We start from the raw sequence: 14,844 nt of genomic DNA, 5'->3' as shown, positions 1-14,844 counted from the left end.
GGCGCAACGCCCTCGCGCTCACGCTCACGCCGGCACGTCCTCGGTCTTACGCCGCCGCAGAAACTGTCGGTGCGGTCGTGTATACGAAGAGTCAAGATTCTGATGCGGAGGAGGCGCGTTGATGGCCGATGTCCCGGTGTTCCGCCGCGACGAGGTACCCGAGTACCTGATGACGAACCAGCAGCTGCGCGTCGCCGGGCGCCGAGCGGGGGATCCCCGCCGGCCGGACGGCTACGTGCTGGTTGAACTGTTCGATGCCCGGTTCCGCGACGATGAGTTCGTAGAGAAGTTCGACCGGCGCGCGGTCGACCGGCAGCGGGCTGCGTTGTGGGCGCAGGAGGTCCTCGACGACCCGAACACTGTGCTGCTGGACACCGAGTCCACCGACTTCGACGGCCGCGTACTCGAGATCGCGGTGGTATCCCCGACCGGGGAAGTGTTGCTGGAGTCCCTGGTGAACCCCGAAGGCGAGCCGATCGTTGCGGAGGCGGCCGCCAAGCACGGCATCACCGCCGAGATGGTGTCCGCGCCGGGGGTGCCGATGTTCGCCGACGTGCACGACGAACTGGTGGAGTTGCTCTCGGGAAAGCGGGTCGTGTGCTGGAAGACCGCGTTCGACCGGGAGCTGCTCACCGCCGAGGCAAACCGGCTGCTGCCGAGCTGGAGCAGGGCCGCGGAGACCGACTGGGTGCCGGCCCGATGGGACGACGCGATGGCGCGGCACGCGGAGTGGGTCGGCGAGCCCGCACCGGACGGCTCGGGCTACCGGCGTCACCGGCTCGACGGTGAGCACCGCGCGCTCGGCGACTGCATCACGATGCTGGCCAGGCTGCACGAGATGGCCACCAACCCCGAGCCACTCCCGCCGGAGCCGAAGGCCGGCACCTGGAGCACCGCGGATGACGATGAGCTGACGAGGATGGACTACGCACGCCTGACCCGGATCAGATCCAGGCACGCACCGGCCGGACGGAGACCGCGATCCGGTGGCGGCTGTTCAAGCTGGGGCTGGCCCCGTTCCCGGTCGACCTCGTCGGCGAGCGCGCCGCGCCCAGGCCAGCGCCGGCCTACACCGTCGAAGACCTGCGGCGGGTTCATCCCAACTCGCACAAGCGCTGGACGCCGGCGGAGGAACAGCGGCTGGCCGATCGCCATCGCGACGGCGCGACCCTGGCGGAGCTGGTGGTTGAGTTTGGTCGCAACGAGAACGGCATCGCCGGCCGGCTGGACGTGCTGGGCCTCACCGAGCCGTCGGCCGAAGCGGCCACCGTGTCGCCGCCGGCGGCCCAGTGACCGATCACTCCGCGCCGAATCGAGCCTGTGACAGTTGCTTGATCTCCAGGTGGTCCCGCGCGGCAGGGACCGGCTACCGGTCACCAGAAGGGTTCTCAAGCACGCTTCGTAGCGATCGCAGATCAGCTGGTCGGTCTCTGCGCAGTCGGCCTCGTCCATCGGCAGCCAGGTGTGCTGGTTTGATGATCACGAGCCGCAGTCCATGGGCGGGAATCTGGTCGTCGCGGCGCTGGTCGTAGAGCGCGCGTTGCCGGCCGCGGTGGACGCCGCTGATGGTGAGCCGGTCGGGCTTGTCGAAGTGGCGGACTGGGCGGTCATGCTGGATCTCCCGGTACTCCACCACGAGTTTCAGGTGTTTCCAGTAGCTGTCTACAGGCAGTCGGCGGCCGCGGCCGTTGCGGCCCGGATCGCCGACCAGCCAGCCGAAGCGCGCCTGTCGCTGCCCGGCTTCGCCCAGAATCTCATCGCACAAGTCGAGGACGTAGGCTTCGTCACTGGTCTCGCGCCCCATGACACCCATCGTGCACCCACCCACGATGAGGCCCAGGTCAGGCAGCGCATGGTCGCCAAGCAAGCAAGGCGGTGGTCCCCCGATCGCATGCCGGAACCACTGACGGCGCACTCCCCGCCCGTACAACGCCGCGGGCGGAGAGTGCGTCAATGATCAGCGACCTCGACCCAGGTAGGTCGGTCACGGAGCGTGTGCGCTGTGATCAACGACTGGCGCAGCTGCCTACCGGCTGGCTGGAAGTAGGTAGTGTCATCGGGCAAGGCGTAGCAGCGCCCGCCGCCAATTGACGGCCGGTCGGCGACCTCGTAGATCGTCGCTCCGGTCAGGTCCGGCTCCTCCGCCACGCGTCCTCACAATCCATCGTTCGGCCTAATGACCTCGTTGTGTAGTCAACCACCCAGAGCACGTTCTATCACGCATCTCCACACCCCACGGCGGCGCTTTCACCTGCGGTTACCAGCGTCACCTCGATTTGACTGTAGCTGCTGGTCGGTCGCATGATGACGCCACCTATGGAACAAGTGTTCGAACAGGTTGTGACGGTGTGGCTACCGCCTTCCCCGCGGTGCTCGTGGCGTGTGGGAGTTCGTGGTGTCCAGGTTCAACGGCGGTGCGGGGACCCCGTGGTCCGAGCTGGAGAGGATCGCGTCCGGCCGGCCCCCGGTGCAGGGCGACGGCGGCCTGGTCACGTAAGCGCGACGGCTACCGCGCACCAGCGGACGTGCCGGTGCGACGCAGCCGCGACGACGGCGCCGGCGAGCACCGCCGCCCGTACGCCGAGCTGCACGCGCACAGCTACTTCAGCTTCCTCGACGGCGTGTCCTCGCCCGAGACCTTGGTCGAGGAGGCTGCCCGGCTCGGGCTCGAGGCGATCATGCTGACCGACCATGACGGCATGTACGGCGCGGTCCGCTTCGCCGTCGCCGCGCGCGAGCTCGGCGTGCGCGCAGGCTACGGCGCGGAGCTGAGTCTCGGGCTGTCCGCGCCGCAGGCCGGCGTCCCGGACCCGGAGGGCACGCACCTGCTAGTGCTTGCGCGCGAGATCGAGGGCTACCGGCGGCTGTGCCGGGTCATCTCCCACGCCCAGCTCGCCGGCGAGGAGAAGGGCCGCCCGGTCTACGACGTCGACGAGGTCGTCGACGAGCTGGCCGGACACGTGCAGGTGCTCACCGGCTGCCGCAAAGGCTCCGTCCGCCAGGCCCTCGTGCAGCGCGGGCCGGGCGCGGCCGCCGGCCGGGTGAGTCGGCACGGCCGCGCGGCGACAAGGGCCGCTTGCGGCAGCTCGACGCGCAGGAGGGGCACGCGAAGCGTTCTTGGCGGCGCAAGGTTGAACCTTACGGCGGGACGGGCGACCAGGAGCCGGTCTTGAAGTCGCGTTCGTGGATGATCTCGGCGGCTTCATCATCGATAGGGCATGATCGCGGCGCCCGAGACCAGCTCGGGATGGGTGGGTGGGTACCCCGATCCGGCTGGCGTCGCTCCGAGTGCGACGTCAGTCAGGCCGGGACTGTGTCGGTGCGACTGCAGGTAACCCGGCGAGTTGCAGGTTCCCGCGAATGGAAGCCTGGCGCCGCTTAGCTGCCGCCGGCAATGGTGTAGCGCAGTTGGTGGCGGTGTGACCCCTTCAGCATCACCGTGACTTCCACCGGGGATCCGCCGGTGTCGCGGATCAGCCGCAGCTGGCGGATGACGCTGGCGCCGTGGGGCAGCTGCAGTTTCTCGACCTCGGCGGTTGTGGGCGGCCGGACCGCGATGCGGTCGACGAAGGCGACGTCCTGCGGGTGGCCGAGCTCGGTGAGCAGCCGCGGGGCGCCGCCGGGGATGCGTCGCTTGCGGGCCAGCGGCGTGCCAGCGGCGATGTCGTGCGGGTAGTAGCTGGCCGAGAGCTCCACCGGGTGTCCGTTGTGGAGCATCAGGCGGCGTCGCAGGATCGCCTGCTCGGCCTGCAGGAGCTCGGCGACGTCGGGCGGCGGGGTGGCCGCGGCGACGTCGAGCAACCGGTACTCGAAGCCGTCGGGGGTGACGGGAAGGTAAGCCGCGGCGTCGACGACGAACGGGGGCTCGTCGTGGACGAAGACGCCGGCGCCCGGGCGGCTGCGCACGAGACCTTCGGCCTTGAGCAGGTCCAGCGCGCGCTGGACGGTGGCGTTGGCGGTCTCGAACTCGGCGACGAGCTGGGTGACCGAAGGCAGCCGGGCTCTGGGGGCCAGGGAGCCGTCGAGGATGCGTGCGCGCAGCTCGGCGGCGACGCGCTCGTGCTGCGGACGCGGGTCCGGATTCGGTCTGGTCACGTGTGGTCCTTCGCGGGCGGGGTCGGCGCGGGCAGGGCGAGGTCGTAGGCCAGGCCACGTCCGGGCGCGGTGCGGGCGATCACGTCGACCTCGACGGGGTGGCCCTCGTGCAGGAGCTGGCGCAGGAGCTTGAGCACCCACTGGTGCTCGCCGAGCTGCAGCAGCCGGCGTTCGTCGGCGGTCGGTTGCTCGGCAGTGACGTACTCACGGCACCGATCAGGGCGGTAGCCGAGCAGGGCGAGCTGGGCGGTCGCGCCGCCGCGGATTGGCTTGGCCAGCGCCAGCGGGGTGCCACCGGCGAGCGCGGCCGGGTAGTAGGAGTCCATGAGCTCGACCGGCCGGTCGTCGGCGAGCACCAGCCGCCGGCGCCGGATGACCGCGGCGTCCGCGGGCACGCGCAGGGCGGCGATCACGGGGGCGGGCACGGCCCCAGGAACCGCGACCTCGAGCAGGCGGCTGCTTCCGGCGCGGCCGTGCTCGGCCGCCTCGGCCGCCCACTGCGCGACCGGGTCGGCGTCCAGATAGGACATGGACTTACTGGCCCATGGCAGGTCGTTCACCGGCTTTCTCCCTTCGCGGTCCTGCTCGCACAGTACCGGTAGAGCAGTACGGCGCGGCATCCCGCAACCCTCAATTGGGCTATAACACTATTCCGGAATAGTAGTATTGTTGCGCCGATGGTTATCCCAGATGGGAGGGACAAGATGGGTACTGCGGTCAAGTCACGAGTCTTCGCGTCGGTGGTCGACCAGCACGCCACATGGCTCGCGCTCAATCCAGTCCAGGGCTGCTTCAAACGCTGCGCCTATTGCTTCCTCACGCAGCGCGGCCAGACCCGGGTGCCGCCGGTGGTGGTGGCCGACGCCTCGAGCGCCGTCACGCAGCTGCTGGCCTCGCCGCTGTACGCGCCGCGGCGGCCGGTGGCCCTCTACACCTGGACCGACGTGATGGACACCGTCGTGGCCCGCCGGCACCTGCACGCCACGCTGCGGGAGCTGATCGCCCGTGAGGTCACCAACCCGATCGTGCTGATCACCAAGTGCGGCGTCCCGGACGAGACGATCGCCGCGTTGGTCCAGGCGCGGGACGCGGGCCTTCAGGTGCTGGTGTACCTGAGCTACTCGGGCCTGGACCGCCGCGTCGAGCGCGGGGTCCGGCACCAGGACCTGATCGCGAACTTCCCGCGGCTGCACGCCGCCGGGATCCCGATCGTGCACTACTGGCGCCCGGCGCTGCCGGAGTCGGCGACCGAACCCGTGATGCGCGGCGTCCTTGACCATGCCGCCGCCTACGCGTCCGCGTCGATGGTGGCCGGGCTGAAAGTCGAAGGCGAGCAGATGCTCGCCGACCTCGCCGCGCTGTGGCCGGAGCTGGCTACCACCGACGGGGTCGCCGACGCCGAATGCGTCTACCCGCGCGCCTTCTGGGACTTCACCCACCGCACAGCCGAGCTGCATCCGGACTACCCGGTCTTCCACAGCAACAGCTGCGCCCTGGCCTACGCGCTGGGCCGCCCCGACGCCCACGGCGTCCACGGCACCGGCCTGTGCCGCCGCAGCCACTGCCCCGCCGGGCAGCGCGCCTGTTGCGCGGCTGCCGCCGGCGACCGCGTCGTACCGACGAGGGTGACGGTGTCGACCGCGCTGGCCGCCCGGGGCCTGGCCGAGGTCGAGTTCACGCTCCAGCCCGGCGGCCGCGAGCTGCTGATCCACGCGCCGGTGCCGACCGCGGCCGTGGCCGCGCTGACCCAGGACCTCGGCGTGCGGATCGAGGTCGTGCGCGAGGCCGGCGACCGGTACTGGAACTCCGGCACCGCCGGAGCCGGGCCGGTGATCATCGGATGAGCCGGATCACCGACCAGCTGCCCGCCGCCGTGGCCGCGACCACGGTACTGCGGCGCCGCTTCGCCGCGACCGCGCCGGTGGCGTGGGATCCGGTCACTGCGGCCGCCGAGCTGCTGCGCCAGCTCGGGCACCTGGCGGTGTGCCTGCTGCGCGAGGACGGCGCCCTGCCGGCCTCGGCCGACGACCCGCAGCGCGTGATCGCCGACATCGGCGACGAACTAGCGGACATCGTGCTCTCAGCCGTCAGCGTCGCGGTGCTCGCCGACACCACCCCCGAGCCCCCAGCCTGCGCCGAGCCCGTGCGCAACGCCGCAGTCGTGCTGTTGCGGCTGCAGCTGGACTGCGGGGACCTGGCGGAGGCCGCCCTGTGCCACACCGGGGCCCGGCACACCCCGACCGGGACCCTGCCCGGCATCGCCGCGGCCGCCGGCGCGGTGCTGGCCGGCTGTGATGCCTTCGCCGCCCACCGCGGCCTGGACCTGGGCGCGGCGTTCGCGGCCATGGTCTGCGACGCAAGCCGATTCCTCGACCTACAGGGAGTGCCCCGATGAGCACCTTCACCCGCTGCACCCGTGACGGCGACACCGTGCACAAGCAGCTCGCCCCGGCCGCGGTGTTCGCGGCGTTCACCGACGCGCTGTGCCGCGACGGCCTCCCGGCGATCACCGGCTACCTCGCGACGCTGCGCGCGGCCGGGGTGCGGCTGCCTGACCGGCTCGAGCTCGTCGACGGCGCGAACACCGCCGAGGGGCGGCCCGCGCGGCTCGGCGTGCGGCACCGCTGGATCGACGGGCGGCTGCTGCCCGAGATCATCACCACTGACCCGGCCCGCGCGGTCACCGCGATCCGGACCGTGCTCGGGTGGCTCACCGCGCTGGAGAACACCGACGCCCGGATCGACACCAACCTGGCCAACTTCTGCCTGCCCGACGACGGCGCCCCAGTCCTGATCGACCTGCTGCCGCCGTTGATCCCGTCCGCCCGCCCGGCCGCGCGGACACCGTTCGAGACGCTGTTCGACGCGTTGTGCTTCGACACCACCCTCACCCGGGCAGCGATGCTCGGCTACGCCGCCCGCGCGCTGCTGCAGGCTGGGCACACCGCGGCCGCGGCCAACGTGCTGCGGCTGGCCCCGGCGACCGCCGGGACCGCCTTCCCCGCCGCGTGGTTCGGGGCCCGCCTCACCCTCGCCCGGGCCGCCACCGAGGACCGGGTTCCCCTGCAGGCGATGCTGCAGCTGTTCGAACGCACCTCCGTGCTCGCGCTGAGCCGGCTGCGCCCCGGCGAGCAGCGGCGGCGCGTACACGACACGCAGGCCGCGGTCGAGGCCTGCGCCGCATGAATCCCGCCGCCCTGAGCGACCAAGCCATCAGCGACTGGGCCGGCGACGTCGCGGTCACCGTCCACGCCGCGCCCGGCGTCCTGGCCCAGCAGCGCGACTACCTCGCGCACTACCTGCCCGGGCGGGCCGGCGACCAGCGCCTGCCCGGTCTCGAGCTGACCGTGGAGCACGGCGCGGCCGGACAGGCTGGGCTGGCCGAGGCCACCGCCGTTCTCGCCGCGGGCGAACACCGCACGATCGAGCACATCCCCGGCGTGGTGCTGCTGGAGGCTCGCTCGCGCCGCGGCGCCCGCTGGTACACCGTCGCCGCCGACACCATCGAGCACCGGCCGGCCGCGTTCGCCGTCCGCGCCGTCAACGGCACGGTCACCGTGTTCGAGCGCGACCCGCTGCAGCCGGGCTACGGCCGGCCGCTGCGGCTGATCCGCGAGGCCATGCTGCGCACCTACGAAGACCACGCCGGGGTCGTGTTCCACGCCGCGGGCGCCGACCTGAACGGGCTCGGCGTTCTGGTGTGCGGGCCCCGCAACGCCGGCAAGACCAGCCTGCTCACCCTGCTGTGCGGCTCGTGCGGCGCCGCGGCCCTGTCCAACGACCGCGTGATCCTCACCCCGAGCACAGCCGGGGCGCCGCGGATGGTCGCCGTGCCGCTGCCGGTCCCGATCGCCCGCGGCACCCTGGAGGCCACCCCGCTGCTGGCCCGCGCGGTGCCGCTGCTCGCCCGCCCGGCCCCCGAGGACCTGCCCGCGGAGTTCGGCACCCCGGTCAAGGCCATGTTTAGCCCCGACGAGTACACCCGCGCGCTGCACACCACCATGCGCGCGGCGTCCAGCCTGCAGGTCGTCGTCCTGGCCGGGCTCGACGACACCGACACTCCCCCGCAGATCCGGCGTCTGTCCGAATCGGACGCGCAGCAAGTCCTGTCCCGCAACTGTTTCACCCCGCGCGACGAGTTCTGGATCGAGCCGTGGTTCCTGCCTCGCCGCCGCCGCGGCGTCGAGCTGGCCCGCGGCGCGCTCGCGTTCGTACGTGAGCTCAGTGCCACGGTGCCAGTGCTGCAGCTGCGCAGCGGTGTGCACGCCGACCGGCACCGGATGATCCAGCTCCTGCGCGAGCACGTGGAGGCCTGCCGATGACCCACACCCTGCCCGCCGTCATCACCGCCGGCGGCGCCGGAACCCGCTTCGCCGAGTTCACCCAGATCCTGCCCAAAGAAGTCCTGCCGGTCGGAGGCCGCCCCGCAATCACCTGGGTGATCGCCGAATGCCTGGGCGCCGGAGCGACCGAGGCCATTGTGGTGACCCGCCCCGGCGACACCGCGATCCCCGCCCTGGCCCAGCGGCTGCACCGCGAACACGGCTGGCCCGTCACCACCGTGCCCGAAGACGTCGAACCCGGCTACGGCAACGCGGTCCCACTGCTGACCCTGCGCGAGCGGCTCGCCGAGGCGACGACATTCCTGGTCGCCTTCGGCGACGACGTCCTGCTCGGCGAGCCCAGCCCCGGGCACAACCTCGCCGCCATGGCCCGCCAAGTCCGCGCCGGCGCGGACGCCGCGATCGCCGCCCAGCTCGTGCCCCGCGACCGCATCCCCGCCGTCGGCATCATCGACCCCCGCCCAGACAACGCATCCCTCGTCGCGCAGATCCGGCAGCGCCCACCGGCCGACACGGTCGGCGAACCGCTGGCCGTAGTGTCCCGCCTCGTGCTGCGCCCGACCATCCTCGACCGCCTCGTCCCGACCGCCCACGCCCGCGGCGAGATCGACCTCGGCATCGCTGTCGGCCAGCTCGCCCACACCGGCGAGGTCGGCCTGCACCGGCTGACCGCAACCTGGGTCACCGTCGGCGACGCCCGCAGCTACCACGCCGCCAACACCGCCTTCTGGAACCTGCACACCACCAGCCCCGCCCTCACCGCGCTACCGCCCCTCACCTCACAGGCGCTTCTCACCACACAGACAGGAACCACCCGATGAGCGAACAGATCGACATCGTCACCGACCTCAACCAGCCCACCGGCACCACCGCCGACAAACGGGAGGCGCATCGGCAGGGACTGTGGCATCGCACGTTCTCCGCCCTGGCTCTCGCCCTACCCCGCCGCAGCGTGCTGCTGCAGATCAAGTCTCCTAACCGGATCCCGGGCGGCCCACCGGCCCAGCCGATCGCCGACTTCACCGTCGGCGGCCACTACCGCGCCGGCGAGCCCACCACCTCCGTGCGCGAGGTCGACGAAGAGTTCGGGCGCAAGATCGCCTACACCGACCTGCACCCGATCGGGATCCGCCAGACCGTCGCCACGCTCAGCGACACCTATATCGAGCGCGAGTTCCAGTACTGGCACCTGCTGCCGATCGAGGACGACCTGGCCGCCATCCGGATCGAAGATGACGAAGTCGTCGGGCTCGTCGAGGTCGGTATCGACGAGGCGATCCGCCTCGCCGACGGCTCCGACACCAGCGTTCCGGCGCTGTGGGGCCACCGTGCCGCGGACGGCCTGCTGGTCACCGAAGGCACCCTCGACACCGCCAACCTGGTCCGCAACTTCCTGGGCACCGACCAGATCTACCTCCGACTGTTCCTGGCCGCCCACCGCTACCACGCCGGCGAGCGCACTCACCTGTTCTGGTAGCCGCGCACCAACCCGAGCCGCCTCAATGATCAGTCAGCGTTGTTTGCCTACGAGGGTCACCGGAGCGAACGGGCACCGCACACGCCATCATCTCCAGGTTCCGGCGACCCGGACGCACCCGAGTTCACAATTCGCGGGAAACCTGGTGGCGCGCCTTGCCGCCGGCGACAACATCGGACGACCGAAGGGTCACGGAGTGATCGCGTCGGCTATCTGAAGGTGCGCCGTAGGCATCGCGATCGCGATGCTCTTGTCGTCGTGGCGTTTGGCACGCGGCAGATTCACCCCCGCGGGGTCGTCCCGAGCTTCCCAGTCCTCGCATCGGCGCAGGATCTGTTCGAGAACTCCGGGTCCAACGGATGCAAGCTGTGGCCAGTCGTCCAGATGAAGGTGCTGCATCGGCTTGTAGGCGCCATCGGTAGCCAAGCCGACCCACGGAATTTCCGTGGTTCGGAAGCGATGGACGACGGCGTTCCGGGCTGCAGCAGGCTCTGCCTCGGCGATCCAGTATCCCCCCGGCCGGTTGCGACGTTCCGCCTGCTGCGTCTGCAGCTCGCGCAGGATGTTTCGGTGAGCCGCGTCGAACCCCAAGCCGCGGCCGAGGCGCTGCCGGTATCGCCTGCTTGGCTCGAGATCGAGCTGGCTCAGTCGCATGTCCGTGATGACTGTCTTGGGCAGCACGACGAGATTGTCACCCAGCAGCAATAGATCGAGCCAGCCGCCGTACTCGCGCACGATCGTGACTGTGCTCGAGGGCGACTTGCCCGGGCGAAGATCTAAGCGTGCCGCGACATCGAGGATTGCCTCACCGAGGACCTCGGCAAGGTCCGCGCCGGGCGAGTCGACGAGGTGGGCACTGAGTTGTGCGCCGAGCTCTGCAGCATAGATCGCCGGAGGAACTGGCATGGACACAAACGCCGACGCCCCGTCGAGCATGATCACACCCTTGGGAAAGGTGACGATCTTGTCGTCGCTGGCGTGGATTGCCGGCAGCTGAGCCGATGCTATTTCCACGTGCTCACCACACGAAGGGGCCGGCGAGCAGTTCGCTGGCGCTGACGTGCCGGTCATCGACGAAGCAACGCACCACCATCGAGCATGACGTGTCACCGGTCATGGTGAACAGTGCCGCGAGGTTGTTGGCCAGGAAATGAGCGGCGCCGAGCGAGCCGATCGTGTGAATTCCGGCGATGTGCACGACTACCCGCCCGTCCCGGATTTGCCTGGCGATGTAGGCAATGTCGCCAGATCGCGGGGTGGGTTCATCCGCTGGGGAGCCGTGTCGGACACCGGTGCCGACCTCCTCGACCCACCAGCGAGATCCGGCCTGGATCACGCGCAGCGCAGGGTCGGCTTCGAGCAGGTGGGCGCCCACCGGCGCAGACTTCGGTCCACAGACGACAACGGCGTCGCCATCCGGGAGCGCTGATTGTTCGGGCTCGATCTGCCGACGGGTGACGACGAAGGACAAGGAGTGCAGCAGCTCCGCCACCTGGTCGGCGGCCTCGGCGTCTTCAGCCGCGATCAGCGGGCGTTCCCGGTCGGTGACTTGATAGCGCAATGGCACGCTGATGCTGACGGGACCATGGCCGAAGACGAGGCGCTCGGCGGCCGGCGCGGTCTTCATCAGCTGTGAGAGCCGGCTCTTGGTCAGCCCGACCTCCGGGGCGATGTCCTTGTCCCTCATGTTGAGGTCGGTTCGAGCGCACTCGATCGCGTGCCGGCGGATGCGGGCAAGCTCAGCGGCCAGCTGGTTGTAGGCGGTCAGCAATTCGGTCGCCCGGCGCCCGCGGCGCAGCGGATCGGGGTCACGGCGCAGGTCGTCGAACTCGCGATCGATACTCACCCCAGCGAGTTTAGACCCCTTGACTAGCGCGCCCGCCCCACCCTAACATCCAGTTAATACCACTAAACTAGGCGCCGACCTTCAATGCAGGCACAGAGTTGAGGGGTATCAACCACGATGTTGAGGGGCAGACGAATGGCGCGAGCATGGCAACAGGCACTTCACCACGCGTCCGCCGTCGGGAATCTGCGGACCCTCGGCCACCACACCGCGACCTGTCGGCCGATTCCCATCCCCGACCCAGATCGAGCCCGATCGTGAAGGAGCCCATCTGATGACCGCAATACCGACGGCGACCAGGCCTTCCCTGTCCGATCTCGTTACCCACTTAAGGCGAGGGGCTCGCCGCGTCGATCGCCAAGCCGAGGTGATCGCCGAGCTGCAACGCTCACCGCTGGCCCCGGCATGCTTGGTGCCCGGGATCGAGCACCAAGCCGCGGCCGCGATCGTCCGGGCCGGCCTGCCCACCGTCGAGCACCGGCGCCGCACCCTGCAGCCGCGCATCGACGAGCACCTGTTCCTCGACACCGACGCCCAGGCAGGCGTGCGGATCCTGGCCTGCTGGGACGACCGTGCACACCGTGTGCGGATGCACGTCGCTGAAGTCGGCGAACCGGGTCTGTGGCACCGCATCGTCGTCCACTTCGCCCAGTGGGAGATGTCCGGACGACCGGTCCCGCCCATGGTCGGGCCGAGCAGGTCGGCCTCGTGACGCCGATGGCCGCGGCCCTGAAGACGACCTCGGCGAGCAGCCCGTCCTCGCCGCCACGCGCGGCCGCGGTGGTCCGCGCGTTCACCACCACTCCGTCCGGCGGCTATCAGCACCCGGTCTTGGCCGCGGCCTCTGCCCTGGCCACCGCGAATCGGACGCGCGCGCAGGTCCACCGGGTGCTCGGCGATCCCGACGCCGACGCGCACGCCATTACCGCCGCGATCCGCGCCCAGCAGCGCGGCGACGCCGCGTGCGCAGCGCTGATCGACCGAATCGACCGATGGGGCGCGGTCGAGCTGCCCCAGCGCCGGACCGGGGTACTGCACACCGAATCCCTCGGCCAGCTCATCGAGCGGCTAGTGATCGTGTGGATGCGCGGCCAGCTGCTCGCCGAGGACAGGCACGAGCCCGCCGATCCGCAGGTACGGCTGGCCGCCCGACAGCTCGGCGAGCTCGCCCGCGCCTACGACGACCTCGTCACCGACCTGCTACTCGGACGCCGCCAGCTGCCGGTCTTCCAGACCTCCGCCGGCCCAGACGGGATGGCGTGAGCCGATGGAGGAGGACATCCGCCCAGTGGTGGGCGTGATCGTCGCGACGAACAGCCCGCTGGGACGCGCCGCCGAGGCCGCCAACGACCTGAACCGACACCTGCCAGCCCCCTCCGCGCCGGGCATCTGCCCGACCTGCGCGGGCAGATTCTGGCCGTGCGCCTACTTCGACGACGCGGCCGCCCGGCTGCACACCGCGCGGCTGCGGCTGAGCGACCTGGTCCCACTCGACCTGCACCCACGGCTGTGGCCGCTACCACCGCCCGCCGTAACCCCAGAAGTCGCGTGGCCGCAAGACCCCGGCCCTGGAGAGGGAGATCGACATGGATGACGTTCTCCGCACCACCCTGTACACGGCGGTCTACGACCGCCTCGACTACCTCGACACGATCGTCAACGACGCCGACACCCCATCGCGGGTGGCGCTGGCCGACTCGGCCACCCCGATGCTGACCAGCGCATGGCGAGATCTGCTGAACGAGCACGAACCCGACGAGCACGGCCGCTGCCGCGCCTGCTCACCCCGGTGGACACGCCGCGCCCGAGCATGCTCGGTCTGGCAGATCGCGCACCGCCACCTCACCCCCGACGTCCTTGAAGGACCCGCAGCCGGTGACAAGCAGATAGCCGGACGGCACACGCTCCGGCCCGCGAGCTCGCCCGCCCAACGCGCCGGCACCTCGGCGCGCCAGTGACGCCGACATCTTGAAGATCTCGCGTCAGGCGGTAGCCCGGCCGAATCCATGTCGCCCCGCGCGTGCTGGCCGATGCAATGGCGCGGCCGCGTCGGCTACTCGAGCTGGCGGTAATGACCGGCGGCACCTGACTACCGACACCGCCGAGAAGCCTGCTGCCAGCCGATACCGGGCGCAAGCACCCAATTACCGGAGGCTCTCGACGATCTCCGCGGCCAGGCTGGCGGTCCCGGCAGCAACGAACCGCTGTCGGCGGTCCATGGCCTCGGCGATGTCGGCAATCGAGCCGAAGTGGTAGTCGAGCGGTACGGGCTTCCCGTCGAGGTCGAGCACGGTGCCGCCAGACGCGTGGAGAATGTAGTGCCCAGGGGCGAGGTCCCAAACCGCGAAGCCCTTGGCGAACTCGACGGTAGCTTCCGTCATGCCCGCCGCAACATGGCAGAGGCTGACGGAGCCGAAGTCGACCCCAATCCGCCCCCTGCTCTTACCGTCGTCTCCTGGCGTGTCGAGCGCCTCAAGAAACTTCGACTTCCGGGCGAGCGGGAGAAAGCGCTCACCCGGGCGCATCAGAAAGTTGGTAACCAGCGACTCTCTGAGTCGCTCACTTGTCTTCTGTCGGAGTTCGTACGCCTGAGAGTCGGCCGTGACGACGAAGGCGTGGTCGACACCGTGCTCGTCACGCGCGCCGACGTAGAGCTGGAGGTGATGAAAGATGTCCCCGACCACCGCGACGACCGGCCGAGCGGCGGCGCGGGAGTAAACCATGCAGTGGGTGTAGCCGAGCAGGCCGCGGACGGCGAGTTCACTGGTGTCCAGAGGGTCGACCAGGACGCAGAAATCCGGGTCGGGGTCAGCACCGATGATCTCTGGTTCTGCTTCTTCAGATGCGTAGACAAATTCTCCGAGAATCGGGGCGAGCAGCTCGCGGTAGCGACGATGCATCCACAAGTCATGTTCAGACAGGAAGTTGTCTACATGCCGCGGGTTCTCGCTTTCGCCGCGTCGGCCTGATAGCGCAGCCTCGACCAGCTTGGGACGCAACTCTAGCATCACCCCACGTACCATCTCGGCGAGCCTGCCGGCGATACCAGGAACGCTGCTGACCTTCTCCACCACTGTCTCCCC

The 14,844-nt window shown here is 70.3% G+C and carries 17 protein-coding genes and 1 pseudogene; 12 read left to right on the top strand and 6 right to left on the bottom strand.

Annotated elements, in window-relative coordinates; genetic code table 11:
• Nucleotides 1-121: 121 nt before the first annotated feature.
• Nucleotides 122-1,324 (top strand): 3'-5' exonuclease, encoded by a 1,203-nt coding sequence (locus tag M8542_RS36620; RefSeq protein ID WP_257924918.1) that lies wholly within the window; start codon nt 122-124, stop codon nt 1,322-1,324.
• A 42-nt stretch (nt 1,325-1,366) separates the two neighbouring features.
• Here the strand turns inward: M8542_RS36620 and M8542_RS36615 are convergent, their stop codons facing one another.
• Nucleotides 1,367-1,804: a hypothetical protein gene (locus M8542_RS36615; protein ID WP_257924917.1), complete on the bottom strand. Its 438-nt coding sequence runs from the start codon at nt 1,802-1,804 to the stop codon at nt 1,367-1,369.
• 591 nt (nt 1,805-2,395) lie between these two features.
• Between M8542_RS36615 and M8542_RS36610 the strand changes: the two are divergent.
• Nucleotides 2,396-3,050: pseudogene (locus M8542_RS36610) on the top strand (PHP domain-containing protein); the annotation flags it as partial.
• A 328-nt stretch (nt 3,051-3,378) separates the two neighbouring features.
• Here the strand turns inward: M8542_RS36610 and M8542_RS50470 are convergent.
• Nucleotides 3,379-4,095: a GntR family transcriptional regulator gene (locus M8542_RS50470; RefSeq protein ID WP_257924916.1), complete on the bottom strand. Its 717-nt coding sequence runs from the start codon at nt 4,093-4,095 to the stop codon at nt 3,379-3,381.
• Nucleotides 4,092-4,655 (bottom strand): UTRA domain-containing protein, encoded by a 564-nt coding sequence (locus M8542_RS36600; protein ID WP_257924915.1) that lies wholly within the window; start codon nt 4,653-4,655, stop codon nt 4,092-4,094. The genes M8542_RS50470 and M8542_RS36600 overlap by 4 nt, the downstream gene beginning before the upstream one ends.
• 144 nt (nt 4,656-4,799) lie before the next feature.
• Here M8542_RS36600 and M8542_RS36595 point away from each other — a divergent pair, with 144 nt between their 5' ends.
• Genes M8542_RS36595 through M8542_RS36570 form a run of 6 tightly spaced genes read left to right on the top strand, consistent with a single transcriptional unit; the run spans nt 4,800 to nt 9,915 of the window.
• A complete protein-coding gene (locus M8542_RS36595; RefSeq protein WP_257924914.1) occupies nt 4,800-5,939 on the top strand; it encodes a radical SAM family protein in 1,140 nt (379 codons plus the stop codon).
• Nucleotides 5,936-6,490, top strand: coding sequence for a nucleoside triphosphate pyrophosphohydrolase family protein (locus M8542_RS36590; RefSeq protein ID WP_257924913.1), 555 nt, complete (start codon nt 5,936-5,938; stop codon nt 6,488-6,490). The genes M8542_RS36595 and M8542_RS36590 overlap by 4 nt, the downstream gene beginning before the upstream one ends.
• On the top strand, nt 6,487-7,281 hold the full coding sequence (locus M8542_RS36585; protein ID WP_257924912.1) for a hypothetical protein: 795 nt from the start codon (nt 6,487-6,489) through the stop codon (nt 7,279-7,281). The genes M8542_RS36590 and M8542_RS36585 overlap by 4 nt, the downstream gene beginning before the upstream one ends.
• Nucleotides 7,278-8,417: a hypothetical protein gene (locus M8542_RS36580; protein WP_257924911.1), complete on the top strand. Its 1,140-nt coding sequence runs from the start codon at nt 7,278-7,280 to the stop codon at nt 8,415-8,417. The genes M8542_RS36585 and M8542_RS36580 overlap by 4 nt, the downstream gene beginning before the upstream one ends.
• Nucleotides 8,414-9,259, top strand: coding sequence for a sugar phosphate nucleotidyltransferase (locus M8542_RS36575; protein ID WP_257924910.1), 846 nt, complete (start codon nt 8,414-8,416; stop codon nt 9,257-9,259). The genes M8542_RS36580 and M8542_RS36575 overlap by 4 nt, the downstream gene beginning before the upstream one ends.
• On the top strand, nt 9,256-9,915 hold the full coding sequence (locus M8542_RS36570; protein WP_257924909.1) for an NUDIX hydrolase: 660 nt from the start codon (nt 9,256-9,258) through the stop codon (nt 9,913-9,915). The genes M8542_RS36575 and M8542_RS36570 overlap by 4 nt, the downstream gene beginning before the upstream one ends.
• A 189-nt stretch (nt 9,916-10,104) precedes the next feature.
• Here the strand turns inward: M8542_RS36570 and M8542_RS36565 are convergent, their stop codons facing one another.
• Nucleotides 10,105-10,929 carry a hypothetical protein gene (locus M8542_RS36565; RefSeq protein WP_257924908.1) on the bottom strand — a complete coding sequence of 275 codons (825 nt, stop codon included), beginning with the start codon at nt 10,927-10,929 and terminating at the stop codon, nt 10,105-10,107.
• Nucleotides 10,930-10,933: 4 nt separating this feature from the next.
• Entirely contained in the window at nt 10,934-11,761 is an 828-nt protein-coding gene (locus M8542_RS36560) for a hypothetical protein (protein WP_257924907.1), read from the bottom strand.
• A 412-nt stretch (nt 11,762-12,173) separates the two neighbouring features.
• On the opposite strand from M8542_RS36560, the gene M8542_RS36555 reads away from it, so the two are divergent.
• The 4 genes from M8542_RS36555 to M8542_RS36540 are packed head-to-tail and all read left to right on the top strand — an operon-like array spanning nt 12,174 to nt 13,719.
• Nucleotides 12,174-12,473, top strand: a complete 300-nt coding sequence (locus M8542_RS36555; protein WP_257924906.1) for a hypothetical protein — start codon at nt 12,174-12,176, stop codon at nt 12,471-12,473.
• Between the two features lie 5 nt (nt 12,474-12,478).
• Nucleotides 12,479-13,024, top strand: coding sequence for a DUF4254 domain-containing protein (locus M8542_RS36550; RefSeq protein WP_257924964.1), 546 nt, complete (start codon nt 12,479-12,481; stop codon nt 13,022-13,024).
• Nucleotides 13,025-13,028: 4 nt separating this feature from the next.
• Nucleotides 13,029-13,355 (top strand): hypothetical protein, encoded by a 327-nt coding sequence (locus M8542_RS36545; RefSeq protein WP_257924905.1) that lies wholly within the window; start codon nt 13,029-13,031, stop codon nt 13,353-13,355.
• Complete coding sequence (locus M8542_RS36540) at nt 13,348-13,719, top strand: hypothetical protein (protein WP_257924904.1); 372 nt, start codon at nt 13,348-13,350, stop codon at nt 13,717-13,719. The genes M8542_RS36545 and M8542_RS36540 overlap by 8 nt, the downstream gene beginning before the upstream one ends.
• 186 nt (nt 13,720-13,905) lie before the next feature.
• Here M8542_RS36540 and M8542_RS36535 read toward each other — a convergent pair whose 3' ends face one another.
• The gene (locus M8542_RS36535; RefSeq protein WP_257924903.1) at nt 13,906-14,832 is read right to left on the bottom strand and encodes an inositol monophosphatase family protein; all 927 of its coding nucleotides are present in this window, start codon (nt 14,830-14,832) and stop codon (nt 13,906-13,908) included.
• Nucleotides 14,833-14,844: the final 12 nt, after the last annotated feature.

Source organism: Amycolatopsis iheyensis (assembly GCF_024703995.1).
In the GTDB taxonomy this organism is placed as follows: domain Bacteria; phylum Actinomycetota; class Actinomycetes; order Mycobacteriales; family Pseudonocardiaceae; genus Amycolatopsis; species Amycolatopsis iheyensis.
The sequence above is the reverse complement of the archived record's forward strand: the minus strand, read 5'-3'. Positions and strand labels throughout refer to the sequence as shown.

Coding starts and splice junctions, on each gene's coding strand:
- M8542_RS36545 (WP_257924905.1), top strand. CDS start 13,029: ATGGAGGAGGACATCCGCCCAGTGGTGGGCGTGATCGTCGCGACGAAC.
- M8542_RS36620 (WP_257924918.1), top strand. CDS start 122: ATGGCCGATGTCCCGGTGTTCCGCCGCGACGAGGTACCCGAGTACCTG.
- M8542_RS36540 (WP_257924904.1), top strand. CDS start 13,348: ATGGATGACGTTCTCCGCACCACCCTGTACACGGCGGTCTACGACCGC.
- M8542_RS36595 (WP_257924914.1), top strand. CDS start 4,800: ATGGGTACTGCGGTCAAGTCACGAGTCTTCGCGTCGGTGGTCGACCAG.
- M8542_RS36580 (WP_257924911.1), top strand. CDS start 7,278: ATGAATCCCGCCGCCCTGAGCGACCAAGCCATCAGCGACTGGGCCGGC.
- M8542_RS36575 (WP_257924910.1), top strand. CDS start 8,414: ATGACCCACACCCTGCCCGCCGTCATCACCGCCGGCGGCGCCGGAACC.
- M8542_RS36590 (WP_257924913.1), top strand. CDS start 5,936: ATGAGCCGGATCACCGACCAGCTGCCCGCCGCCGTGGCCGCGACCACG.
- M8542_RS36570 (WP_257924909.1), top strand. CDS start 9,256: ATGAGCGAACAGATCGACATCGTCACCGACCTCAACCAGCCCACCGGC.
- M8542_RS36615 (WP_257924917.1), bottom strand. CDS start 1,804: ATGGGGCGCGAGACCAGTGACGAAGCCTACGTCCTCGACTTGTGCGAT.
- M8542_RS36550 (WP_257924964.1), top strand. CDS start 12,479: ATGGCCGCGGCCCTGAAGACGACCTCGGCGAGCAGCCCGTCCTCGCCG.
- M8542_RS36585 (WP_257924912.1), top strand. CDS start 6,487: ATGAGCACCTTCACCCGCTGCACCCGTGACGGCGACACCGTGCACAAG.